Origin of the sequence: Mycobacterium celatum (assembly GCF_002101595.1) — a bacterium.
Lineage (GTDB): Bacteria > Actinomycetota > Actinomycetes > Mycobacteriales > Mycobacteriaceae > Mycobacterium > Mycobacterium celatum.
Genome location: NZ_LQOM01000014.1, coordinates 151,700 through 171,719, shown reverse-complemented (window position 1 = coordinate 171,719; position 20,020 = coordinate 151,700). Strand labels below are relative to the sequence as shown.

Genomic DNA, 20,020 nt, shown 5'->3' with positions numbered 1-20,020 from the left:
TCAGTGGTCCGACGGGACGTCGGTGGTGCGCATCCACAGCGGCAGGGCCACCCAGAACCCGGTCAGTGCGACCAGCGCACACACACCGGCCACCACTGCGGCGGGGTGGCCGGCGACCGCGTCGAAAATCACCACACTGACGCCGACCAGAGCCAACCCCAACAGCAGCAGGCCGGTGTATGCGAACCGGTGCGCGGTCGACACTAGTGATTTCAAACGGTGCCGGCGAAACAGCAACCGATGCATCCCAACTGGAGCGACCAGCAGAACCGTCGAGCTGATCGAGCAGGCCACGGTGGCGAGATACACCGCGCGCATCACCGGTCCGAGTTCGTCGAACCGCTGCTGAAACGGCAACGTCAGCAGGAAACCGGTGAGCAGCTGGACACCGGTCTGCACCACCCGCAGTTCCTGCAACAGGCTGGCCCAATTGCGGTCCAGTCGTTCGGTTTCGGATTCCGAGCGGGCAGCCTCATCCCAACGTTGATCACGCTCCGGATGGTCGACGTCCACGCCCGAGATCATGCCAGCCGGGTCGATGACCCGGCTTATTTCAGAAGGAGTCGGGCCGAAGTCTCCAGCCGGTCGGCGATCTGCGCATACGACGCATAGCCCATGCCCGCGCGCACCAGCGCCCCCGCATACAGCAATTCCAGTGACTCGACGACGTCGGGAGCGCCGTCCGAACCCAGCGCACTGATCAGGCGCTGGTGGATCTCGCGGCCGATGCGCAGCCGCAGATGCTTGACCTCGGGATCCTTGCCCAGCAACGCGTTGGTGACCGCCCCGGCCAGCTCGGGCTCGTCGGCGACCAGCAATGCGATGTGACGCAGCACCGCGATGACACGGTCGGCGGGATCCGGCGAGTCGTTGGGCGGAACCGGTGTCGACGCCAAACGCCGCCAGAAAACCTCGGCGACGAGGTGTTCCTTAGACGCGAAATACGTGTAGGCCGTCGCCGCGCCTACCCCGGCCTCGGCAGCTACCCGGCGAATTGTCAACCCGGAGAAGCCTTCTCGGCTCAGCACTTCGATTGCAGCGTGGCCCAGCCGGTCGACGGTGCCGGCTTGCTTGGCGGTCAGCCGCCGTCTCGTCGACTCCCGGGCTACCGGGTCGGACACGTGTCTGGACACTACTACAACGTAGTATGGGCGGCAACCATATCCGCAGGTCCGATGAATGAGATTCAGGTAATGACGAGCCACGCCGAGCGCACCCACCGATTATTCCAACTCGCCGAGCGGGTGACGGGATTCATGCCCGCCGACGAAGGCCGGGCGCTGCACGACGCGGCGCTGCGCTACCTCGACCGCGGTGTCGGCGTGGAGATCGGGACGTACTGCGGCAAGTCGACGCTGCTGCTGGGCGCGGCGGCGGCCGAAACAAACAGCGTTCTCTACACAATCGACCACCACCACGGTTCCGAGGAGCATCAGCCGGGCTGGGAGTATCACGACGCGTCCCTGGTCGACGAAGTCACCGGACGGTTCGACACCCTGCCCACCTTCCGGCGCACGCTCGACGATGCCGGCCTGGACGACAATGTCGTTGCGGTAGTGGGCAAGTCGGCCGTGGTCGCGCGCGGCTGGCGCACCCCGCTGCAGCTACTGTTCATCGACGGCGGCCACAGCGAGGCCGCCGCGCACCAGGACTTCGAAGGCTGGGCGCCGTGGGTGTCTCTCGGCGGCGCACTGGTCATCCACGACGTGTTCCCCGATCCGCGCGATGGCGGCCAGGCCCCATACCAAATCTATTGCCGCGCACTGCAAAGCGGCGAATTCGCGGAGAGGTCGGCGACCGGATCGTTGCGGGTGCTGGAACGGACGACCGCGGCCGTCAGCCCGGCGGACTGAACGCGCACTCGCAGTCGTAGTCGCCCTCCAGCCCGCGGGGCAGGTCGGTGCCGCGGAAGATGCCGCTGCCCGCGGTGGTGCACGACAGCGCGTCGGCGGCAAGGATCACGGCGGCTCCGGTCCAGGTGGTGCGCTCCACCGGCCAGCGCTTGCCGTCGCTGAACACCAAACCGGTCCAGTAGGATCCGTCTTTTTCGCGCAGGTGCTGCATGGCCGCGAACTGGCGCAGCGCCGCTTCGCGGTTGCCCATCGCGTCGAGCGCCAGCACCAATTCACACGTTTCGGCACCAGTCACCCAGGGCCTGTCGTCGACGCAGCGGATGCCGAGCCCGTCGACCACGAAGTCACCCCACCGCTCGGCGATCCGGGCATTCGCTGCCGGACCGCGCAGCGCGCCACCGAGAATCGGGTAGTACCAGTCCATCGAATGGTGCGGCTTTTCGGTGAACGCCGACGGGTGGGCGGAAATGGCATGGCCCAGCCGGCCCAGCGCCATTTCCCACTCCGGTTGCGGCTCGTCGAGGTAGTTGGCCAACGCCACTGCGCACCGAAGACTGTGAAAGATGCTCGCACAGCCGGTCAGCAGCGCCTCGGGCAGGGGGCCGGACAAGCCCCGCGCCCAACAGATTTCACCACCGGGCAGCTGCAGGTCCAGGACGAACTCGATCGCGGCACGCACCGTCGGCCACATCGCGGTGGCGAAGTCGCCGTCGCCTGTGACCAGCACATGGTGCCAGACCCCGACGGCGATGTAGGCGCAGAAGTTGCTGTCGCTGTTGGCGTCCTCGACCACGCCGGCCCGCAGTTGGATCGGCCAGGAGCCGTCGGCGCGCTGTTCGCGCCGGCACCACTCGAACGCGCGACGGGCCGGCTCGATCAGGCCGGCCGCGGTCAGCGCCATCGCACATTCGACATGGTCCCACGGATCGGTGTGCCCGCCCTCCGACCACGGGATCGCACCTGACGGTTCCTGCACCGCGACAATCGATTCCGCCGTTTGCCGGCATTGTTGTGGAGTCAGGACGTCGCCGACGCCCGGTATCTCAGACCAGTTCAACGGCGCCTACCGGTTTCTCGAAGTACAGTGCGACGCTTTTGCCGACCAGCGGGTTGAGCGCCGATTCGGCGAGCCGGGTGATCCACGGCCGCTGCATCATGTCCCACACCAGCAGCCGGTGATAGGCCGCCACGGCGGGGTGATCCGAATTAGACACGCCCACAGCACATTTCAGCCACCAGAATGGTGCATGGAGAGCATGTGCATGGTGGGTGTGGGTGAATTTCATTCCCGCGTTCGCGATCTTGTCGCGCAGCCGGCTGGCCCGGTAGATCCTGATGTGGCCGCCGTCGTTGCTGTGGTAGTCGTCGGACAGTAGCCAGCACAGCTGCTCGGGCAGCCACCGGGGCACGGTGACGGCCAGCATGCCACCGACTTTGAGCACCCGGATCAGCTCGCCGATCGCGGTGTCGTCGGCGGGTACGTGCTCCAGGATTTCCGATGCGATGACGCAGTCGAAGGTGCCGTCGGGATAGGGCAGTGCCAGCGCATCGCCGATGACGGTCTCCGCGGTCGCCGAGGTCGGTGCTTCACCGGCTTCCGCCATGGCGCGCAACAGGGTGCCGACCTGCTCCAGTTCGGCGGCGTCCTGGTCGAAGGCCACCACGTCGGCGCCACGGCGGTATGCCTCGAAGCTGTGCCGGCCCGCGCCGCAGCCGACGTCGATGACCTTGGTTCCGGGTCCGACGCCGAGCCGGTCGAAGTCGACGGTCAGCACGGTTCGGCCACCGCCGCCGGGGAGTTGCGAGCGATCGCACGTTCGTAGACGCGAGCCGTCTGTGCGGCCACCGACTCCCAGCTGAACACCTCCAGTGCCCGCCGGCGACCCGCCGCCCCGAGCCGGTGCCGCTGCTCCGGCGATGCCAGCAGCTCACCCACCACCCGGATCAACTCGGCGGCATCACCGGGCGGCACCAGCCTGGCGCAGTCGCCGTCGGGGCCCAGCACCTCGGGCAACGCGCCGGCGCGGCTGGCCACGATCGGCGTACCGCTGGCCATCGCCTCCACTGCCGGCAGCGAAAATCCTTCGTAAAGTGAAGGGATACAAGCGATCTCGGCTGAGGCCAACAGGCCCGCCAGCTCGCTGTCGGAGAGCCCGCTGGAGGTGTGGACAATGTCGGAGATGCCGAGTTCGGCGATCAGCTTCTCGGTAGGGCCGTTGGGTTCCAACTTGGCGACCAGTTGCAGTTCCAGGTCGTGTTCGACGCGCAGCTTGGCCACGGCCTGCAACAGATGCCCGACGCCCTTGAGCGGTCGGTCGGCGCTCGCGATCGCGATGATCCGCCTGGGCACTCGCGGCTTCGCCGCCGGGGCGAACAGGGCGGTGTCGACACCGAGCGGCACCACGTGCAGCTGGTCGGGCGCCACCCCGAAGTCGGTGATGATGTCGGTGGCCGACGACGACGAGACGGTCAGCAGATCGGGAATGCTGCGGGCCACCCGCTCCTGCATCTTCAAGAAGCCATACCAGCGGCGTACCAACGGTTTACGCCACCATCGCGCCGCCCCCAGATCCACCAACCGGTCACGGGTGATCGGGTGGTGCACGGTCGCCACCACCGGAAGGCCGCTGGCCGCGATCGACAGCAGGCCGTCACCCAGGCTCTGGTTGTCGTGCACGACGTCGAACTCGTCTGCCCGCTCGGCCAGCAGGCGCGCGGCCCGCAGGCTGAAGGTGCGCGGCTCGGGGAAACCCGCCGTCCACACTGTGCCCAGCTCAAGGAGATCGATGCGATCCCGGATCTCGCGCGGATGGGGAATCCGGAACGGATCGGGTTCGCGATACATGTCCAGGCTCGGCACCGGCGTCAGCACCACCCGCGGATCGAGCCCGTCGGGATAAGGCTGACCGGAGAACACCTCGACGTGATGTCCGAGTTCGACCAGGCCGCGGCTCAAGTGCCGCACATATACGCCCTGTCCGCCGCAGTGCGTCTTGCTGCGATAGGACAGCAAAGCAATCCGCATGCTCATGCCCGCTTCGCTGCGGCAGCGCCGCCGTCAATTACGGCAGAGGGATGGGTGAGGGAGTCGGCGAACTGTCTGGACACGTGTCTGGACTATAATTTGACAGGCTACGCGATGCAACGCACAGCCTTTCCGCCGGCAAGTTAGGAAGTCTAATCTTCCGTCCCGGCTGCTCATGGTGCCGCCGGCGATACGGTGGTGATATGCGGGCGTTGATCATCGTCGACGTGCAAAACGACTTCTGCGAGGGCGGCTCGCTGGCCGTGAGTGGCGGGGCCGCCGTGGCCCGCGCCATTTCCGATTACCTGCATGCCTCGGACTATCCCCATGTGGTGGCCACCCAGGACTTCCACGTAGATCCCGGCGACCATTTCTCCGACCATCCCGACTATGCGTCGACGTGGCCGCCGCACTGCGTCGCTGGAACTCCCGGGGCGGAGCTGCACCCCGATCTCGACGACAGCCGGATCGAGGCCGTCTTTCGCAAGGGCGCCTACAGCGCGGGATACAGCGGTTTCGAGGGCGTCGACGACGCCGGCACGCCGCTGGCCGAGTGGCTGCGACAGCACGGTGTCGACGAGGTCGACGTGGTCGGCATCGCCACCGACCACTGCGTCCGCGCAACCGCCGAGGACGCCGCGCGAGCGGGCTTCGCCACCCGGGTACTACTGGACCTGACGGCGGGAGTGGGGGAGAAGACCACCGCCGCCGCTATCGACGAGCTGCGGGGCGCCGGCGTCGCGGTGTTGCAGAGGACCTGATGGACCAGACGCAGTCGGATCTGTTGGCGACGGTCGAGGACTCGCCGCGGGCCGCGGCCGCACACGATCGTGCGGGCTGGGTGTGCCTGTTCACCGACGACGGGCGTGTCGAGGATCCGGTCGGCTCGCGGCCGCATGTGGGTCCGGTGCAGATCGGCCGCTTCTACGACACCTTCATCGGGCCGCGCGGCATCACGTTTCATCGGGACCTCGACATCGTGCAAGGCTCGGCCGTGATCCGCGATCTCGAGCTCGAGGTGGCGATGGGTCGGGCCGTCACGATGCACATCCCGGCGGTCCTGCGCTACGACCTGCGCGAGGTCGACGGGACATGGAAGATCGCTGCGTTGCGCGCCTATTGGGAGCTGCCGAGCATGATGGGCCAGTTCCTGCGCAACGGGCTGACGGCCGCGCCGGCAGGCCTGCAACTGTCGCAAGCGTTGTTAGGCAACCAGGGATTGCGTGGCACAGTCGGGTTCGCTACCGGCTTCCGCCGGGTGGGTTCTCGCCACAAGCGGCTGGTGGACGGCTTCCTGAGCGCGGTCGCCTCTGGCGACAAATTCGCCGCGCTGCGAGCGCTTTCACCAACGGCCACAATGACTTTCGGTGACGACGAGGACGTCGACGTCACCGATATGATCGAGCGGCTCGGCGGTGCCGGCTGCACGAAGCTCATCGGTGCCGGTCCCACCGTCGCGGCCTCGATCACCGCGCGGCAGGGCCGCGGGGTCCTGTTCGCCGACATGGCCGCGCGCGGCGCAGTAATCCAGCGGGTCCGCTACTTCGCGGCCAGCAGTACCAATGACGCCGTCGACAGCAACAGGTAGGCGCCCGGGAACGCGATGTTGTAGAGCACCCCGGCCCGAACATGGGTGACTATGGCGCCGAGGAAGAACAACACCAGGCCCGCAGCGGCCGCAATGCCGATCGCGGGCACAACCAGACCGGCGAGCAGACCGAGCGCTCCGGCCAGCTTGAGCGTTCCGAGCATCGGCAGCCACGAGCGCCGCACGCCTACCTCGGCGGAGTTGGCCAACACAAACCCGGCCGGAATGTAGTCGGCCACCGCGATTCCGGCGGTGACCACGACGGTGATCGTCGTGACCACGAGGTATGCAATGCTCATGTCTGGTCTCCTTGGCAGCGGAATGTTGATCTCACCTCGTTGACGACTCCCGCGCCGGAAAGGTGACCCATGAGCACGATCGAGAACCTCGCGCAGCGGTTCGACGCGGACCGACCACACTTGCGCTCGGTGGCGTTTCACCTGCTAGGTTCCGCCGCCGACGCCGAGGATGCGGTGCAGTCCGCTTGGCTCAAGGCCAGCCGCGCCGACCCGGACGCCGTCGTGAACTTGACCGGCTGGTTCACAACGATCACGGCGCGCGAAGCAATCGACCAGTTGCGCGCCCGCAACAGGCGTGCCGAGCTACCGCTGGAGGAGCAGGATCATCCGGCGACGGTGTCGGCGGACGAGGAGGTGCTGCTGGCCGACTCGGTCAACCGGGCGCTGCTGGTGGTGCTCGACCGGCTTTCACCCGCGCAGCGGGTCGCGTTCGTCTTGCACGACGTGTTCGCCGTGCCGTTCGAGATCATCGGCGAGCTGCTGGACCGGTCGCCGGACGCGGCCAAGAAGCTGGGCAGCCGGGCCCGGACACGCCTGCACGCGGCACCGCCCGTCGAACCCGCGCCGACGACCGAGCACCTCCCGATCGTGGAGGCATTCCTGGCGGCCTCGCGCGGCGGTGACATGGCCACCCTGCTGCACCTGCTGGCCCCGGATGTGGTGCGCCGGGTGGACCGCGTCCTGGTGCCCGACGACGTGCCCACCGAAGTTCGCGGCGCCCGGCGGGTCGCCGAGGAAACCCGGCGCTTCACCGGGCGCGCCCGGGCCGGCGCCGTGCTGCTCGTCGACGGAGCACCCGGCATCGCGATCGCCCCGGGCGGACGGCTGCAGGCGCTGCTGGTCATCGCGATCGACGGCGGCCGCATTCACGCCATCGACATCATCGGTGACCGCAATCGGCTGCGCGCCGCTGCTCTTGCACTGCCACAATCAATGCGCCATGGTCGCTAAGTCGTTCGGACGGCGGACACTCCTGCGTGGCGCCGGTGTACTCGGCGCGGCGTCGCTGGCGCCGTGGCCTTTAGCGTGTGCCCCCGACGACGACGCGCTGACCTTCTTCTTCGCCGCCAACCCGGAAGAGGCCGACGCCCGGATGCGCATCGTCGACGCGTTCGAGCATCGGCACCCCGACATCAAGGTGCGGACGTTGTTGTCGGGACCGGACCCCATGCAGCAGATGTCGACGTTTTGTGCCGGCGGTAAGTGCCCGGATGTGCTGATGGCGTGGGAATTCAGCTACGCGGGGTTGGCCGACCGGGGAGTCCTGCTCGACCTCAACACCATGCTGGCCCGCGATCCGGCCTTCGCCGCCGAACTCAAACGCGACAGCATCGGCTCGCTGTACCAGACCTTCACGTTCGACGGCGGCCAATACGCCTTTCCGGAGCAGTGGTCGGGAAACTTCTTGTACTACAACAAGGAACACTTCGCCGAGGCCGGCGTGCCGAAGCCGCCGGGGCAGTGGGACCGGCCGTGGAGTTTTGCCGAATTCCTCGATACGGCCAAGGCTCTCACCAGGCGCGACCGGTCGGGGAGAGTGGCCCGGTGGGGTTTCGTCGACACCTGGGTCGCGTCCTACTCGGCCGGGCTGTTCGGGATGAACAACGGTGTGCCGTGGTCGGATCCGCGGATGAACCCCTCGCACCTCAACTTCGACAACAAGGCGTTCCTCGACGGTGTGCAGTTCTACGCCGACCTGTCCAACAAGCACAAGGTCGCGCCCACGGCATCGGAGACCCAGTCGATGTCGACGATGGATTTGTTCTCCTCCGGCAAGGCAGCGATGGCACTGGGCGGGCACTGGCGCTACCAGACGTTCGACCGTGCCGAGGGGTTGGATTTCGACGTCACCGTGTTGCCCACGGGCCCGCGCGGTCACGGCGCCCGATCCAACATCGGTACCACCGGCCTTGCCATCGCGGCGAGTAGCGGTCGCAAGCAGCAGGCATGGGAATTCGTGAAGTTCGCGGCAGGCCCCGTCGGTCAGGCGATCATCGGCGAAACCAGCCTCTTCGTGCCGGTGCTCCGCTCCGCGATCAACTCCACCGGGTTCGCCGATGCACATCGCCGGATCGGCAATCTCGCGGTGCTGACCGGCGGGCCCGCCCACTCCGAGGGGCTGCCTGTCAGCCCGGCGTGGGAAAAGGTCAACGCGTTGATGGACCGCAACTTCGGGCCGGTGCTGCGAGGCAGCCGGCCCGCGACATCGTTGGCGGGCGGGCTGTCACATGAGGTCGACGAGGTGCTGCGCAATCCATGACAGCAATCGACTCGCGGCGACGTGCTTGGGCGGGGCGACTCTTCGTCGCCCCGAACCTGATAGCGGTGGCGGTGTTCATGCTGTTCCCGCTGGGCTTTTCGCTTTTCATGAGCTTACAGGACTGGGACCTGTTCAGCGTGCCGCGGTTCGTGGGCTTGGCGAACTTTCGCCATCTCTTCACCGCCGACCCGCTGTTTCTCATCGCGGTGCGCAATACGGTGATCTTCACGATCGGAACCATTGTGCCGACGGTCCTGATCAGCCTGGCGGTCGCCGGCTTGCTGAACCGGAAAATCAAGGGCATCGGCATCTTTCGGACCGTCGTCTTCTTGCCGCTGGCCATGTCGTCGGTGGTGATGGCCATCGTCTGGCAGTTCGTGTTCAACACCGACAACGGGCTGCTCAACATCATGCTGGGTTGGATCGGCGTCGGGCCGGTCCCGTGGCTGATCGACCCTCACTGGGCAATGGTGTCGCTGTGTTTGGTCAGCGTGTGGAAAAGCGTTCCCTTCGCCACGGTCATCTTGCTGGCCGCAATGCAGGGGATCCCCGAAACCGTCTACGAGGCGGCCAGAATCGACGGCGCGCGTGAGATCCGGCAATTTATCTCCATCACCGTGCCGTTGATCCGCGGCGCTGTGTCGTTTGTGGTGGTCATCTCGATCATCAACGCATTCCAGGCTTTCGACCTCGTTTATGTGCTAACCGGACGCAACGGCGGGCCGGAGACCGGAACGTACGTGTTGGGCATCATGCTTTTCCAGCACGCCTTTGCTTTCCTGGAGTTCGGCTACGCCTCGGCGCTGGCGTGGGTGATGTTCGCCATCCTGCTGGTGTTGACGGTTCTGCAGCTGCGATTCGCGCGACGGCGCTCATGGGAGGGCTGATAGTGACAGTGTTCAGGCGCAGCGTCCTGCGCGCCGGCACGCTGTATGCCGCGCTGACCGGTGTCGCGTGGTGTGCGCTGTTCCCGATCGCCTGGGCGGTATCGGGCTCGCTGAAGCGGGAAGGCGAGGTGAGCGAAGCGACGCTGTTCCCGTCGCACCCGCGCTGGTCGAACTATCGGGATGTGTTTACCCTGATGCCGTTTTGGCGAATGTTTGCCAACACGGTCGTCTATGCCGGATGTGTGACGGCCGGGCAGGTGTTCTTCTGCTCACTGGCCGGATATGCGTTTGCGCGGCTGCAATTTCGGGGTCGTGACACGGTGTTCGTGCTCTATCTGGGTACGCTGATGGTGCCGCTGACGGTGACGGTGATCCCGCAGTTCATCCTGATGCGGCTCGCCGACTGGGTAGACACCCCATGGGCGATGATCGTGCCGGGTTTGTTCGGCACGGCGTTCGGCACTTATCTGATGCGCCAGTTCTTCCGCACCCTGCCAACGGATCTCGAGGAGGCCGCGATCCTCGACGGCTGCACGCCGTGGCAGATCTACTGGCGGATCCTGTTGCCGCACGCCCGGCCGGCGGCCATGGTGCTGGCGGTGCTCACCTGGGTCAATGTGTGGAACGACTTCCTGTGGCCGCTGTTGATGCTGCAACGCAAGAGCATTGCCACCCTCACGCTCGGTCTGGTGCGGATGCAGGGCGAATACGTCGCGCGGTGGCCGGTGCTGATGGCCGCGTCGATGCTCATCTTGTTGCCGTTAATCGTCATCTACGCGGTGGCCCAGCGTGCCTTTGTCCGCGGTATCGCGTTGACCGGATTCGGCGGCTGACCGATGGCAGCGGTGACCTTCGAGCAGGCGACGCGTCGCTATCCCGGCACGCAGCGCCCGGCGCTGGACCGCCTCGATCTGGCCGTCGACGACGGCGAATTCGTCGTGCTGGTCGGGCCGTCCGGATGCGGCAAGACGACATCGCTGCGGATGATCGCCGGGTTGGAAACCGTTGACTCAGGGCGCATCCGCATCGGGGACCGCGACGTCACCGACGACGATCCCAAGGACCGCGACGTCGCGATGGTCTTTCAGAACTACGCGCTCTACCCGCACATGAGCGTCGCGCAGAACATGGGTTTCGCGTTGAAGATCGCCAAAACCCCGAAGGCCGAAATCCGCGAGCGCGTGCTGGATGCGGCACGGCTGCTTGACCTGGAGCCCTACCTTGATCGCAAACCCAAAGACCTTTCCGGCGGACAGCGCCAGCGGGTGGCGATGGGTCGCGCGATCGTGCGCCGCCCACAGGTGTTTCTGATGGACGAACCGCTGTCCAACCTCGATGCGAAGCTGCGGGTCCAAACCCGCAACCAGATCGCCGGATTGCAGCGGCGACTGGGCACCACCACGGTGTACGTCACCCACGACCAGGTCGAAGCCATGACCATGGGCGACCGGGTCGCGGTCTTACGTGACGGTGTGCTGCAGCAATACGCGCCGCCGCGGGAGCTCTACCGCAACCCGGTCAACGTGTTCGTCGCGGAGTTCATCGGCTCGCCGGCGATGAATCTGTTCACCTTGCCGGTGGTCGATCAGGCTGTGTCCCTGGGCGATTGGCTGATCCCGGTGTTGCGGGAGATTGGCGCCGACCAGGTGACCATCGGCATCCGGCCCGAACATTTCGAGGTGGGCGGGCTTGGCGTCGAGATGGACGTCGACGTGGTCGAGGAACTTGGCGCCGACGCCTACCTCTACGGGCGGCTCACCGAAACCGAGCATCCGGTGATCGTCCGCGCCGACGGCCACAACCCTCCGCCGCGCGGCAGCCGGGTCCGGCTGCGCCCCCAGCCCGATCATCTGCATTTTTTCGGGGCTGACGGTCGGCGAATCTAGCGCAGGCCGGCCAACTCCATGCTGGCGTCCCACAGGTCGGCCGCTTTGGCGCGGTCGTAGGAGTCGGCCGACGAGCGGGTCTCACGCCTACCCGAAAAGTAGCGGCCGGACGTGTGTTCCAGAGCCGGGTCAGTGACGAGCCGGGCCAGCGCCCGGGCCGATTGGGCCGGAGTATGCACGTTGATGCCCGGTACCACCGTCAGCGCCGGCAGTAGGTAGCGCCACGCGAATGCCTGGATACCCGAATAGTCGCGGGCCAGCCCGGTTCCCGGCATCAGGCCTGGATCGAATGCGTTGACGGTGACGCATGCCGGACCCAATTCACCGGCCGCCAACCGCCTGTCGAGCTCATAGGTTGTCAGCACATTGCACAGCTTCGACGTGGTGTAGCGCCGGCGTCCGGTGAGCGCCGCGTCGTCAGTGTCGTCGGCTGGGGGATAGGCCAACGAGCGCGCGTCGGTGTAATGGGGTGCGGGCATGCCGGTGTGCCGAGCGGGATCGTGAGTATCGCTGGCTACCAGCACGATCCGCCCCGGCGTCACCATTTCCGGCAGGAGCAGGTGGATCAGCAGAAATTGGGCCAGGTGGTTGACGACGAACGTCGTGTCCATCCCGTCGCCGGTACGGCTGTCGCCCGACACGAGTTGGATACCTGCGTTGCAGACAAGCGCGCGCAACGGCGACAAACCACGGTTGGTCAGGTCGCTGGCGAATCGCCGGACGTCGTCGAGCGACGTCAAATCCAGTGGCAAGCCGGTCACCTCGCTGCCGGACTGGTGCGCGAGATCCTCGGCCGTTTTCGCGGCGCCCGCCGCGTTTCGGCCGGTGATGACCACCGACCAGCCGTCTTGGGCAAGCAGTTTCGCGGTGCGGTAACCCAGACTGCCGGTACCGCCGGTGATCAGGGCGGAGTTGGGTGTGGTCACGGCGTCGACTCCCCTCTGTGCGGAATCCAGCAGCCGTGGAATCCCTGCGGCACGCGCTGCGGAAGCTCGATGACTGCCTGCGGTGGGCCGGTGAAATCGGCGGCGTCGATGACGATCAAGTCGCTGGCATCCCGCGCCGGGTCGTAGACGTAGCTGAGCACCCAACCGTTGTCCTCGGCGGATCCGGAAGGGTTCGGCACAAAGGTGCCTTCGGAGGCCGACCGGCCCGGGCCGACGTCGTGAGTGCAACTGGCTCCGGTGTTCAGATCCCATTTGAGCAACGACCCGAACCGCATGTGTCCGTCGCGGTATGCGGTCGCGACACCGTACCCGACGTGGCAAGCCGTCCCCAACAGCTCCGGATTGACCTTGGGGAAGTCGAAGGTGCGGTCGTCGAGTTGGTCTTCTCGAACGGTGTTGGCGAGCAAGTCGATACGCCACCGGTGCAGCGTGGCACCGACGCCGATGGACAGCACATCGGCGCTCCATTTGCCGGCGACCTGTTCGGAGTAGCGCGGTGCCTTCAGCACGATCGTCGAGCCGTCTTCAAAAGCGTTGAGTGAATGGATGATTACACACGGTTCGACCTCGAACCAGCGTACGTCGCTGCTCGTACCCGACTTGGGCATCACACCGATGCGGGCACCGTACGTGTCGTCCCAGCGGTACGGGAAACCGGCCGTCGTCAGGTGTGCGGCGTCGAAGACAACCGGCAGATCGAAAAACAGCACATGGTTTTCGGTCATGGCCCAGTCATGCATCAGTGACGGCCCCTTGACGTCGATGATCTCGCTGCGGGTCAGCGTGCCGGCGGCGTCGACGACGAAGTACTGCAGATACGGCTCCAGCGGACCGAAGCTGATGAAATACATTTCACCGGTGCGGGCATCGATCTTGGGATGAGCGGTCATCGGCGCACGAAGCCGTCCGTCGAAGTCGTAGCGGCCGACGGTGTCGAGCTCCTCGTCGAGTTCGTAGGGCAGGCCCCACTCTGCCAACGTCAGGATGTGTCCGGCGTGCTCAATCACGCTGGTGTTGGACGTATTTGGCAGCAGCCCCACGTCCGGCGGTCCGCCCGGTCGAGGCACGCTGAGTTTGTCGGCAAGTGCATCGGTACGCACCCACCGATTGCGGTACCACAGCGCACGGCCGTCGCAGATCCGCACGCCGTGCACCATTCCATCGGGCAGAAACCAGTGGTAGGGGCCGTCGTAGGGCACCGGCGGAGGATTGGGCCCGTTGCGCAGATACAGCCCGTCGAGCGCAGGCGGAATCGATCCCGTGACCGGGAGGTGCCAGTCGGTGCGTTCGCTGGCCACCGGTGCGAGAGCATCGCTGAGATAGGTGGACGGGATTCCGGTGAACGCGGTCATGCTCGCTCCTAGCGGGACTCGGCGGCGCGGTTGATGGCGGCGGGCGCCAGCGCGCGGATCGCCGTCAAGAGATCGCCATACATCTGCCGCAGGTCGGTGGTCTCCGGCTCGAGTTGCAAGGCGAAGAAACAGCCGTCGGAGAACGCGACGGCGAAGCGGGCAAGATCTTCGGCCGCACGATGCGCCGTGTGGGCGTCGCACAACGGCGTCATAACATGCTCGATCGCTGACCGGAAGTAGGCCAACGCGTGGCCGCGCACCCGCTGCACTGTCTCGGCGGCCGCGGCGTCGTGTTGCCCCTCGATGGCCAGGGTGTAGAACAGTCGCAAAAAGTCCGGATTGGCCGCGACGGCGTCCGCCCCTTGGGTCTGCAGGGCCTCGGCGTGCCGTTCCTCGGACCCGTCGAAGTCCTCCCAGCGGGGCAGCGCGGCAAACCACCGGTCGGCCCCGCGTTCCATCACCGACGCCAGCAGGCCGTCCTTGCTGCCGAAGTGCCAGTACAACGACGTCACCGGCACGCCGGCGGCCTTGCAGATCGCCGAAACCGGCGTCGCCGCATAACCTTTCTCGGCCATCAGCCGTTCGGCGGTATCAAGCAACTGGTCCCGCGATCCTGTGTCTTGCCGAGCCCGGGTCACTCCGCTACTGTAACGAGCGCTACATATATCCGTCAAGCCCTCAGAACACGCTGGACAGTTTCCGAGCACGCTCAGTGCTGTGCGAAGATGCCCGAATGGCGACGGAACCCGCGCATTTCACTCTGGCCGAAAGCGGCGAATTCATCCCCACACGATTTGCGCAAAGTCACTGGGGCGACGACCATCTCAACGGGCCGGCCGTCGTCGGGTTGGCCGCCCGAGCGCTCGAACTTTCCTGCGGGTCGCCGGATTTCATGCCCGCGCGGCTGACGGTGGACTTGTTCAGGGCGGCGCGCGGAGTGCCGACGTCGGTCGACGTGCGACAGTTGCGTGACGGTCGACGGGTACGCAGTGGAGAATGCGAGGTTCGTCAAGAAGGACGAGCGGTAGCCCGCGCTACGCTGCTGCAGTACCGACGGTCGACTGCGCCACCGGGCCGGTTGTGGACGGCGCCGATGTCCTTCGAGGCCCCGCCTGAGCCGAATGACACGTCGCTGACGTGGATCGGAAGCGACGAAGGCGGGTGGAGCCGGTCACCGGGCGATCACCAGAATGGTTCGCGCAAGCGCTTCTACAACCGGGCCATCGAAGTTGTTGCGGGGGAGAAGAACTCGCAGTTCGTCCGAGCAGTGATGGGTGCAGAGGCGACCAGCCTGGTGACGAATCTGGGCACGGAAGGTGTGGGCTATATCAACGGCGACTTGACCGTTGCGCTGGCCCGGTTGCCGGTTGGTGAGTGGATCGGTGTGCAGGCCGACTCGCATTCGGCCTCAGACGGGATCGCCGTCGGGACCGCAACGCTTTTCGATCAATCCGGTGCATTCGGATCGGGTATGACCACTGCGGTCGCCAATCCGGCAGCGCAGATCGATTTCACCAATGACCCGTTCCCCCAACGGAGCCCGTAGCAACCGCGCTCCGCTATGTCGCAGGCGTTTGCGCAGCGTCGGTGCCGCTGCAGGTCGTTGCGGGGCCGATGAAGTCGACCGCGGCGCGAATAGCGGGGCGATGGCGCAAAAGTCGGTAATGCGCCAGCCGGCCGAGCCCCCGGGTGGTCATCAAACGTGCGCCCGGCCACGACTCGACAACCTTGCGGCTCGACTCCCAGGGACTGTCGAGATCGTCGGGGTCGTGAATGAGCAGCATCGGGGGATAGCCGGTACGGGCGGCAACCCGAACCATGTTGGTTTCTTCGAGCGGCATGTCGATACGGCGTTCGAGACGCCGATGCAGACCCGAGCGGATCCGCGGTCCGAAACCGTGGCGCGCCGCGAAAAGGTCGAGGTACAGCGGGAACTCGCCCATCGGCGCCAGCAAGACCAAACGGCCCACCGGCGTCCCCCATGCCGCTGCGAAGGTGACGGCATTGGCGCCCAGCGAGTGGGCGACGACGGCCCGGGCCGGCCCGTGGGTGCGGATGATGGCCGCAACTGCCTCGGCGCACTCGATAGCCGTCGTGCGGCCGGGCGCGAGCACGCCCGGGTCGGACTCGTTATGACTGGGCAGGTCGAACGCGATAACTTGATGCCCTGACTCGACGAGCGGGTTGATGAATATGCCCAAGTGCGGACGACGACCACCCCACCCGTGCACCAGGTAGACCGGCGGCCCCTCACCCCAGGACTCACCCACGATCCGGTGTCCGTCCCAGTAGGCCTCCAACGGCTCGCCCGCAGGGACACCAGGCGGCATACGCAGGCTTGACTCGATCACGGGCGGGGTGCACCACAGCTCGACGGCCCACCGCGATCCCAGGCCAGGTGCAAATCGCTCCAAGAACCAAAAGGCCCTGCGCACCCAACCCGCCACTGGCGGCTGGACACCGGAACCGTTGACGTCGAGGGCGACCTCCGCAGCTCGTGCAGGCACGGACGCTGTGTCGCCGTTTGCTTGGGTCATGTTGCGCGATCCTAACCTGGCATCGCTCACAATCGGCGATCTGACCGCATTGCAGCGGATTGACCTGTTGGTTTCTGAGGATCGAATCCGCGGGCCTGGTATCTCATCGGGTCGGTCGGCGCCGAGCGATGATTGCGGAGTCGGCCTTGTGGGTAGTCGTCTGCCACTGACGTCCGGCTTGGGCTGGGCGCTTGTGATGGGAGGGTTCGATGAGCATGTTCATCCGCCGCGTGGCATGCGCCGTCGCGGTGGCATTGGCACCCATGGCGTACGTGGCAGCAGTGTCGACTGGTGTGGCCTCGGCTCAACCGCCTGATTGCGGTCCGGGCAATTGGTGGAATCCGGGCGCCAATGCGTGCCAGCCGACCGCGCCCCCAGATTGCGGTGCGGGTAACTGGTGGAATCCAGGGGCCAACGCGTGCCAGCCTGTCGTGCCTCCGCCACCGCCGCAGTAGCGGGACCGGGTCGGCGCTCGACGGATTGCGGTCACGCCGCAGGTAGAGCAGCTCGTCACAGCCAAGACCTTTCAGCTAAGTACATAGCCGCTGTAACGGCGGATATGTATAGTGAAGACGTGAAGACGATCACGATCACGATTCCGGAGGAGCTCGATGCGCTGGCTACTGCGGAGGCCCGCCGCCGTGGCATATCCAAATCCGAGCTCATTCGCGTGGGACTCGGTGCCGTGCTTTCGCCGCCACTTGAGTCCGCTGCAGATGACCTTTGGCGCGCTCTCGCCGGATTCGGTTCGGCGGGGATTTCCGCGCAACCGGGTGAGATCGACGACGTCGTCTACGGGACGTGAAGTTCGCCGACACGAGTTGGTGGGTAGCGTGGGCGCTGCCGGGGGATGGCCGGCACGCCAGCGCACTGACCATGCTGGCCGCTCTCGGGCGCTCTGAGCAGATCCTCACGACCAACCTCATCGCTGGCGAGACGTGGACCTTCTTGCGTCGCAAGGACAGCCATCGGACCGCGCTGGCTTTTCTGGACCGGCTCGATACGTTGCAGAGCGCGGAGCGCCTTGTGGTGCACCGCGTTACCGAGGAGCAAGACGCGGCGGCGTGGGAGTGGCTCCGAAAGCATGATGAGCGGGTGTACTCCTATGTGGATGCGACGAGCTTTCGTGTCATGCGTGATCGCCGCTTGCGTGAGGCGTTAGCGTTCGACCAAGACTTCGCTGCGGCCGGCTTCGTGGAAGTCCATGGCACGCGGTAAGTCGGCATACGAAGAGCGGCTGGGGCCCAGGTAGTTTCGTCACCGTGACGAATCACTGTGACCCGTGGGGGGGAAGGACGGGGTTAGCCGGAACGACCTGGGCGGCACCACACAGGCGATCACGTCCGGGAAGAGGCTTTGGCTTTCGCGGGCGGCGGTGGCCGATTCGATTAGACCGCACTTTGTTTGGGAAAAGCCACCATAGACGAGCGGGAGACCGGCTATTAGCATATCAACGGCGACGATCCCAATGGCTGGGCGGCCGTGGTCATCGCTGACGGACTAACGAACGACTATCACCCACACGGACTGGTCGCCTATCTCACCGACCTCATCTCGGGGCGGTTTTCGACCGAAGTGTTCGGTGACGACTCCTTAACACTCATCCGTGCAAGGTTCGTAGCCAGTGGCCGGTGACAGCACCCAGCTGACCAATGAGGATTCGGACCGCATCGAAGCAGTCTGCACGCATGACGGTAGTCGCTACCTTAACTGGTAACGGTGCGTGTTCAACAGGGGTGTGGCGTCCCATGAGCGGTGTAAAAGTGGCCTGACGTAGGCTCCGCTCGCTTGCGTGCATGATTCTATGCGGTGGCGCTGACAAGCTCGGCCGGCGGCGCGCCGCGTCCGAACTCTTTTACACCGCCGGAGGGACACGACCCAACAGGTTCGAGTTCCTGCGTAGCGGAGTAGTGAGTTGCACACTCGTTGCGATAAGGGAACAGAAGCACCGCCACATACTGGTTCAACCCAGCCGACGGCTACTCCGGTTCGCGTTTCGCCTTCTGGTTGGTGTCGTAGGTTGCCATGCCGAGTTCCATCCATGCGGTCAGCAGCGCCTGGTCTCCGGACGCGGCTGCAACATCGTCGTCATCGAGTTGCTCGGCCGATGCGGCGTGCACAGCATCGTAGCCGCGCAGAGCTAAGCGGTGCGCCAGGTCAGCCGCACGGGTCACGACGTGCTCGTCCACCTCAATGACGTCCATCTCGGACCACATCTGGTCAAGACGTCGGCGGGCCTGGGGATGCTCGGCCTCGGTGAGGCGCCCCATTTGCTCCGCTTGTGCGAGGGCTGCTGCGGTTTCAGCGTAGAGCAGCCTCGACGACACGATCACATCGGCGTCATCCCAGAACCGTCGGCACGCCTGGCTGGTTGGCTCGTCGATCAGCAGAGGTACGAAGGCTGCGGTGTCCAGGTAGCCGATCACCGACGCTGCTCGCCGACCAGGTCGCTGACCGTGCTGCCGGTGGTCAGCGGGGTCGGTGCGGGCTGCTTACGGGTTCGAGCGCGCTGGATACGGCCTTCCTCGCGGAGGCGCTCGAGTTTCGTCGGCCGTTGTACCGGCACGATGCGCGCAATTGGACGTCCGTGATCAGTCACGGTCACGGTTCGCCCTTCGCGAACCTCGGCCAGGTGCCGGCTCAACTGGTCACGCAGCTCCCGAATGCCAATCTCCACGACAACCCCCCTCTTCCAAAGTGGCCATCTTCCTGAATCGTATTATAGCCACAAAGTGTCGGGGGCGACAGGTCAGCTCGGACCGCGGGTCATGGAGGTGGACGGGCGATCGACGGGTACGCGAGGTGGTTTTGAGCAGCCGGTCACGGATGAGTTCGGTGGCCGTCGTCGGTGATGATCGCGCCGGCGTTTGACACACCCCGCGACACCAGAATCAGTGAGAAGGATGATCGGCCCGGCGCAGGAACAGTGAGAAAACGAAGATCCGCTGAGAAAGGACAACATGTACCACTGCTGTTAGTTCAAAGGGATTGAGGCACAGGGCAACTCGCTACCTTTTTGTACCGATAAGCGACATTATGTCAAGTGAAGTACTCGGTTTTCATCAGATGAATCACCCTGCCCCAGCCTTTGGTGTGCCCGCTCCCGTCGTTGCCCATTTATCGCCACCACAAAGACGGTATCCTCGGGACACGCCCCTGCTCGAACGTATCGTCGTCGATCCGGAGATCGTCCACGGTCGCCCGGTCGTTCGCGGGACCCGTATGCGCGTCGCCGACGTCCTGGCGCTGCTGGCTGCCGGGTCTTCCGTAGCCGAAATTCTCGAGGACTACCCGTACCTGACCGAAGACGACATCAGGGCGTGCCTTCAATACGCTGCAGCGCAGGTAGATCACGCGATTCTGATCACGTCGTAGCGCGTGCGGTT

At 65.6% G+C, this 20,020-nt stretch carries 24 protein-coding genes; 12 read left to right on the top strand and 12 right to left on the bottom strand.

Annotated features, from left to right (window positions below):
• The gene (locus AWB95_RS03205; protein WP_062541035.1) at window positions 1–513 is read right to left on the bottom strand and encodes a DUF6328 family protein; all 513 of its coding nucleotides are present in this window, start codon (window positions 511–513) and stop codon (window positions 1–3) included.
• A gap of 35 nt (window positions 514–548) precedes the next feature.
• Entirely contained in the window at window positions 549–1,121 is a 573-nt protein-coding gene (locus tag AWB95_RS03200) for a TetR/AcrR family transcriptional regulator (RefSeq protein WP_062541027.1), read from the bottom strand.
• Between the two features lie 72 nt (window positions 1,122–1,193).
• On the opposite strand from AWB95_RS03200, the gene AWB95_RS03195 reads away from it, so the two are divergent.
• Window positions 1,194–1,853 (top strand): class I SAM-dependent methyltransferase, encoded by a 660-nt coding sequence (locus AWB95_RS03195; protein WP_062541036.1) that lies wholly within the window; start codon window positions 1,194–1,196, stop codon window positions 1,851–1,853.
• Here the strand turns inward: AWB95_RS03195 and mmpH are convergent.
• The 3 genes from mmpH to manT are packed head-to-tail and all read right to left on the bottom strand — an operon-like array spanning window position 1,837 to window position 4,878.
• On the bottom strand, window positions 1,837–2,910 hold the full coding sequence (mmpH, locus tag AWB95_RS03190; protein ID WP_062541028.1) for an MMP endo-(1,4)-3-O-methyl-alpha-D-mannosidase: 1,074 nt from the start codon (window positions 2,908–2,910) through the stop codon (window positions 1,837–1,839). The genes AWB95_RS03195 and mmpH overlap by 17 nt on opposite strands.
• Window positions 2,897–3,628 (bottom strand): class I SAM-dependent methyltransferase, encoded by a 732-nt coding sequence (locus AWB95_RS03185; protein WP_062541029.1) that lies wholly within the window; start codon window positions 3,626–3,628, stop codon window positions 2,897–2,899. The genes mmpH and AWB95_RS03185 overlap by 14 nt, the downstream gene beginning before the upstream one ends.
• Window positions 3,622–4,878, bottom strand: a complete 1,257-nt coding sequence (manT, locus tag AWB95_RS03180) for an MMP alpha-(1->4)-mannosyltransferase (RefSeq protein ID WP_085167633.1) — start codon at window positions 4,876–4,878, stop codon at window positions 3,622–3,624. Before manT ends, AWB95_RS03185 begins: the two co-directional genes overlap by 7 nt.
• A gap of 203 nt (window positions 4,879–5,081) precedes the next feature.
• Between manT and pncA the strand changes: the two genes are divergently transcribed.
• Together pncA and AWB95_RS03170 are read left to right on the top strand one after the other, a co-directional pair.
• Window positions 5,082–5,639 carry a pyrazinamidase PncA gene (gene pncA / locus AWB95_RS03175; protein WP_062541030.1) on the top strand — a complete coding sequence of 186 codons (558 nt, stop codon included), beginning with the start codon at window positions 5,082–5,084 and terminating at the stop codon, window positions 5,637–5,639.
• Window positions 5,639–6,466 carry a nuclear transport factor 2 family protein gene (locus AWB95_RS03170; protein WP_062541031.1) on the top strand — a complete coding sequence of 276 codons (828 nt, stop codon included), beginning with the start codon at window positions 5,639–5,641 and terminating at the stop codon, window positions 6,464–6,466. Before pncA ends, AWB95_RS03170 begins: the two co-directional genes overlap by 1 nt.
• On the opposite strand, the gene AWB95_RS03165 is transcribed toward AWB95_RS03170, so the two are convergent.
• Window positions 6,418–6,765, bottom strand: a complete 348-nt coding sequence (locus AWB95_RS03165) for a DoxX family protein (protein WP_062541032.1) — start codon at window positions 6,763–6,765, stop codon at window positions 6,418–6,420. The two genes, AWB95_RS03170 and AWB95_RS03165, sit on opposite strands and share 49 nt — an antisense overlap.
• Window positions 6,766–6,834: 69 nt before the next feature.
• On the opposite strand from AWB95_RS03165, the gene AWB95_RS03160 reads away from it, so the two are divergent.
• From AWB95_RS03160 to AWB95_RS03140, 5 genes are read left to right on the top strand one after another with little or no spacing between them, the layout of a single operon-like run.
• Window positions 6,835–7,716 (top strand): sigma-70 family RNA polymerase sigma factor, encoded by an 882-nt coding sequence (locus AWB95_RS03160; RefSeq protein ID WP_085167618.1) that lies wholly within the window; start codon window positions 6,835–6,837, stop codon window positions 7,714–7,716.
• Complete coding sequence (locus AWB95_RS03155; protein ID WP_085167616.1) at window positions 7,706–9,025, top strand: ABC transporter substrate-binding protein; 1,320 nt, start codon at window positions 7,706–7,708, stop codon at window positions 9,023–9,025. Before AWB95_RS03160 ends, AWB95_RS03155 begins: the two co-directional genes overlap by 11 nt.
• A complete protein-coding gene (locus AWB95_RS03150; RefSeq protein ID WP_085167614.1) occupies window positions 9,022–9,912 on the top strand; it encodes a carbohydrate ABC transporter permease in 891 nt (296 codons plus the stop codon). The genes AWB95_RS03155 and AWB95_RS03150 overlap by 4 nt, the downstream gene beginning before the upstream one ends.
• The gene (locus AWB95_RS03145) at window positions 9,900–10,745 is read left to right on the top strand and encodes a carbohydrate ABC transporter permease (protein ID WP_085167613.1); all 846 of its coding nucleotides are present in this window, start codon (window positions 9,900–9,902) and stop codon (window positions 10,743–10,745) included. Before AWB95_RS03150 ends, AWB95_RS03145 begins: the two co-directional genes overlap by 13 nt.
• A gap of 3 nt (window positions 10,746–10,748) precedes the next feature.
• Complete coding sequence (locus AWB95_RS03140; protein WP_085167611.1) at window positions 10,749–11,798, top strand: ABC transporter ATP-binding protein; 1,050 nt, start codon at window positions 10,749–10,751, stop codon at window positions 11,796–11,798.
• On the opposite strand, the gene AWB95_RS03135 is transcribed toward AWB95_RS03140, so the two are convergent.
• The 3 genes from AWB95_RS03135 to AWB95_RS03125 are packed head-to-tail and all read right to left on the bottom strand — an operon-like array spanning window position 11,795 to window position 14,735.
• Window positions 11,795–12,724: an SDR family NAD(P)-dependent oxidoreductase gene (locus AWB95_RS03135; RefSeq protein WP_062539667.1), complete on the bottom strand. Its 930-nt coding sequence runs from the start codon at window positions 12,722–12,724 to the stop codon at window positions 11,795–11,797. The genes AWB95_RS03140 and AWB95_RS03135 overlap by 4 nt on opposite strands.
• Complete coding sequence (locus AWB95_RS03130; RefSeq protein ID WP_062539666.1) at window positions 12,721–14,097, bottom strand: carotenoid oxygenase family protein; 1,377 nt, start codon at window positions 14,095–14,097, stop codon at window positions 12,721–12,723. The genes AWB95_RS03135 and AWB95_RS03130 overlap by 4 nt, the downstream gene beginning before the upstream one ends.
• A gap of 8 nt (window positions 14,098–14,105) precedes the next feature.
• Window positions 14,106–14,735 carry a TetR/AcrR family transcriptional regulator gene (locus AWB95_RS03125; protein ID WP_062539665.1) on the bottom strand — a complete coding sequence of 210 codons (630 nt, stop codon included), beginning with the start codon at window positions 14,733–14,735 and terminating at the stop codon, window positions 14,106–14,108.
• Between the two features lie 95 nt (window positions 14,736–14,830).
• Here AWB95_RS03125 and AWB95_RS03120 point away from each other — a divergent pair, with 95 nt between their 5' ends.
• Window positions 14,831–15,643, top strand: a complete 813-nt coding sequence (locus AWB95_RS03120) for an acyl-CoA thioesterase domain-containing protein (protein ID WP_062539664.1) — start codon at window positions 14,831–14,833, stop codon at window positions 15,641–15,643.
• 13 nt (window positions 15,644–15,656) lie between these two features.
• Here AWB95_RS03120 and AWB95_RS03115 read toward each other — a convergent pair whose 3' ends face one another.
• The gene (locus AWB95_RS03115) at window positions 15,657–16,634 is read right to left on the bottom strand and encodes an alpha/beta fold hydrolase (protein WP_062539663.1); all 978 of its coding nucleotides are present in this window, start codon (window positions 16,632–16,634) and stop codon (window positions 15,657–15,659) included.
• A 574-nt stretch (window positions 16,635–17,208) separates the two neighbouring features.
• Between AWB95_RS03115 and AWB95_RS03110 the strand changes: the two genes are divergently transcribed.
• Window positions 17,209–17,439 carry a ribbon-helix-helix domain-containing protein gene (locus AWB95_RS03110; protein ID WP_169714629.1) on the top strand — a complete coding sequence of 77 codons (231 nt, stop codon included), beginning with the start codon at window positions 17,209–17,211 and terminating at the stop codon, window positions 17,437–17,439.
• On the top strand, window positions 17,436–17,852 hold the full coding sequence (locus tag AWB95_RS03105; RefSeq protein WP_062539661.1) for a type II toxin-antitoxin system VapC family toxin: 417 nt from the start codon (window positions 17,436–17,438) through the stop codon (window positions 17,850–17,852). The genes AWB95_RS03110 and AWB95_RS03105 overlap by 4 nt, the downstream gene beginning before the upstream one ends.
• A gap of 761 nt (window positions 17,853–18,613) precedes the next feature.
• On the opposite strand, the gene AWB95_RS03100 is transcribed toward AWB95_RS03105, so the two are convergent.
• Together AWB95_RS03100 and AWB95_RS03095 are read right to left on the bottom strand one after the other, a co-directional pair.
• Window positions 18,614–19,060: a type II toxin-antitoxin system VapC family toxin gene (locus tag AWB95_RS03100; RefSeq protein WP_084707069.1), complete on the bottom strand. Its 447-nt coding sequence runs from the start codon at window positions 19,058–19,060 to the stop codon at window positions 18,614–18,616.
• Window positions 19,057–19,311 (bottom strand): type II toxin-antitoxin system Phd/YefM family antitoxin, encoded by a 255-nt coding sequence (locus AWB95_RS03095; protein ID WP_062539660.1) that lies wholly within the window; start codon window positions 19,309–19,311, stop codon window positions 19,057–19,059. Before AWB95_RS03095 ends, AWB95_RS03100 begins: the two co-directional genes overlap by 4 nt.
• A 416-nt stretch (window positions 19,312–19,727) precedes the next feature.
• Here AWB95_RS03095 and AWB95_RS03090 point away from each other — a divergent pair, with 416 nt between their 5' ends.
• A complete protein-coding gene (locus AWB95_RS03090) occupies window positions 19,728–20,009 on the top strand; it encodes a DUF433 domain-containing protein (RefSeq protein ID WP_249025629.1) in 282 nt (93 codons plus the stop codon).
• The last annotated feature ends 11 nt before the right edge of the window (window positions 20,010–20,020 follow it).

Bases quoted from the DNA above. Each gene is read 5' to 3' on its own strand.
- AWB95_RS03130 (WP_062539666.1), bottom strand. From the start codon at position 14,097: ATGACCGCGTTCACCGGAATCCCGTCCACCTATCTCAGCGATGCTCTC.
- AWB95_RS03140 (WP_085167611.1), top strand. From the start codon at position 10,749: ATGGCAGCGGTGACCTTCGAGCAGGCGACGCGTCGCTATCCCGGCACG.
- AWB95_RS03150 (WP_085167614.1), top strand. From the start codon at position 9,022: ATGACAGCAATCGACTCGCGGCGACGTGCTTGGGCGGGGCGACTCTTC.
- manT (WP_085167633.1), bottom strand. From the start codon at position 4,878: ATGCGGATTGCTTTGCTGTCCTATCGCAGCAAGACGCACTGCGGCGGA.
- AWB95_RS03165 (WP_062541032.1), bottom strand. From the start codon at position 6,765: ATGAGCATTGCATACCTCGTGGTCACGACGATCACCGTCGTGGTCACC.
- pncA (WP_062541030.1), top strand. From the start codon at position 5,082: ATGCGGGCGTTGATCATCGTCGACGTGCAAAACGACTTCTGCGAGGGC.
- AWB95_RS03160 (WP_085167618.1), top strand. From the start codon at position 6,835: ATGAGCACGATCGAGAACCTCGCGCAGCGGTTCGACGCGGACCGACCA.
- AWB95_RS03195 (WP_062541036.1), top strand. From the start codon at position 1,194: ATGACGAGCCACGCCGAGCGCACCCACCGATTATTCCAACTCGCCGAG.
- AWB95_RS03115 (WP_062539663.1), bottom strand. From the start codon at position 16,634: ATGACCCAAGCAAACGGCGACACAGCGTCCGTGCCTGCACGAGCTGCG.
- AWB95_RS03145 (WP_085167613.1), top strand. From the start codon at position 9,900: ATGGGAGGGCTGATAGTGACAGTGTTCAGGCGCAGCGTCCTGCGCGCC.
- AWB95_RS03170 (WP_062541031.1), top strand. From the start codon at position 5,639: ATGGACCAGACGCAGTCGGATCTGTTGGCGACGGTCGAGGACTCGCCG.
- AWB95_RS03155 (WP_085167616.1), top strand. From the start codon at position 7,706: ATGGTCGCTAAGTCGTTCGGACGGCGGACACTCCTGCGTGGCGCCGGT.
- AWB95_RS03120 (WP_062539664.1), top strand. From the start codon at position 14,831: ATGGCGACGGAACCCGCGCATTTCACTCTGGCCGAAAGCGGCGAATTC.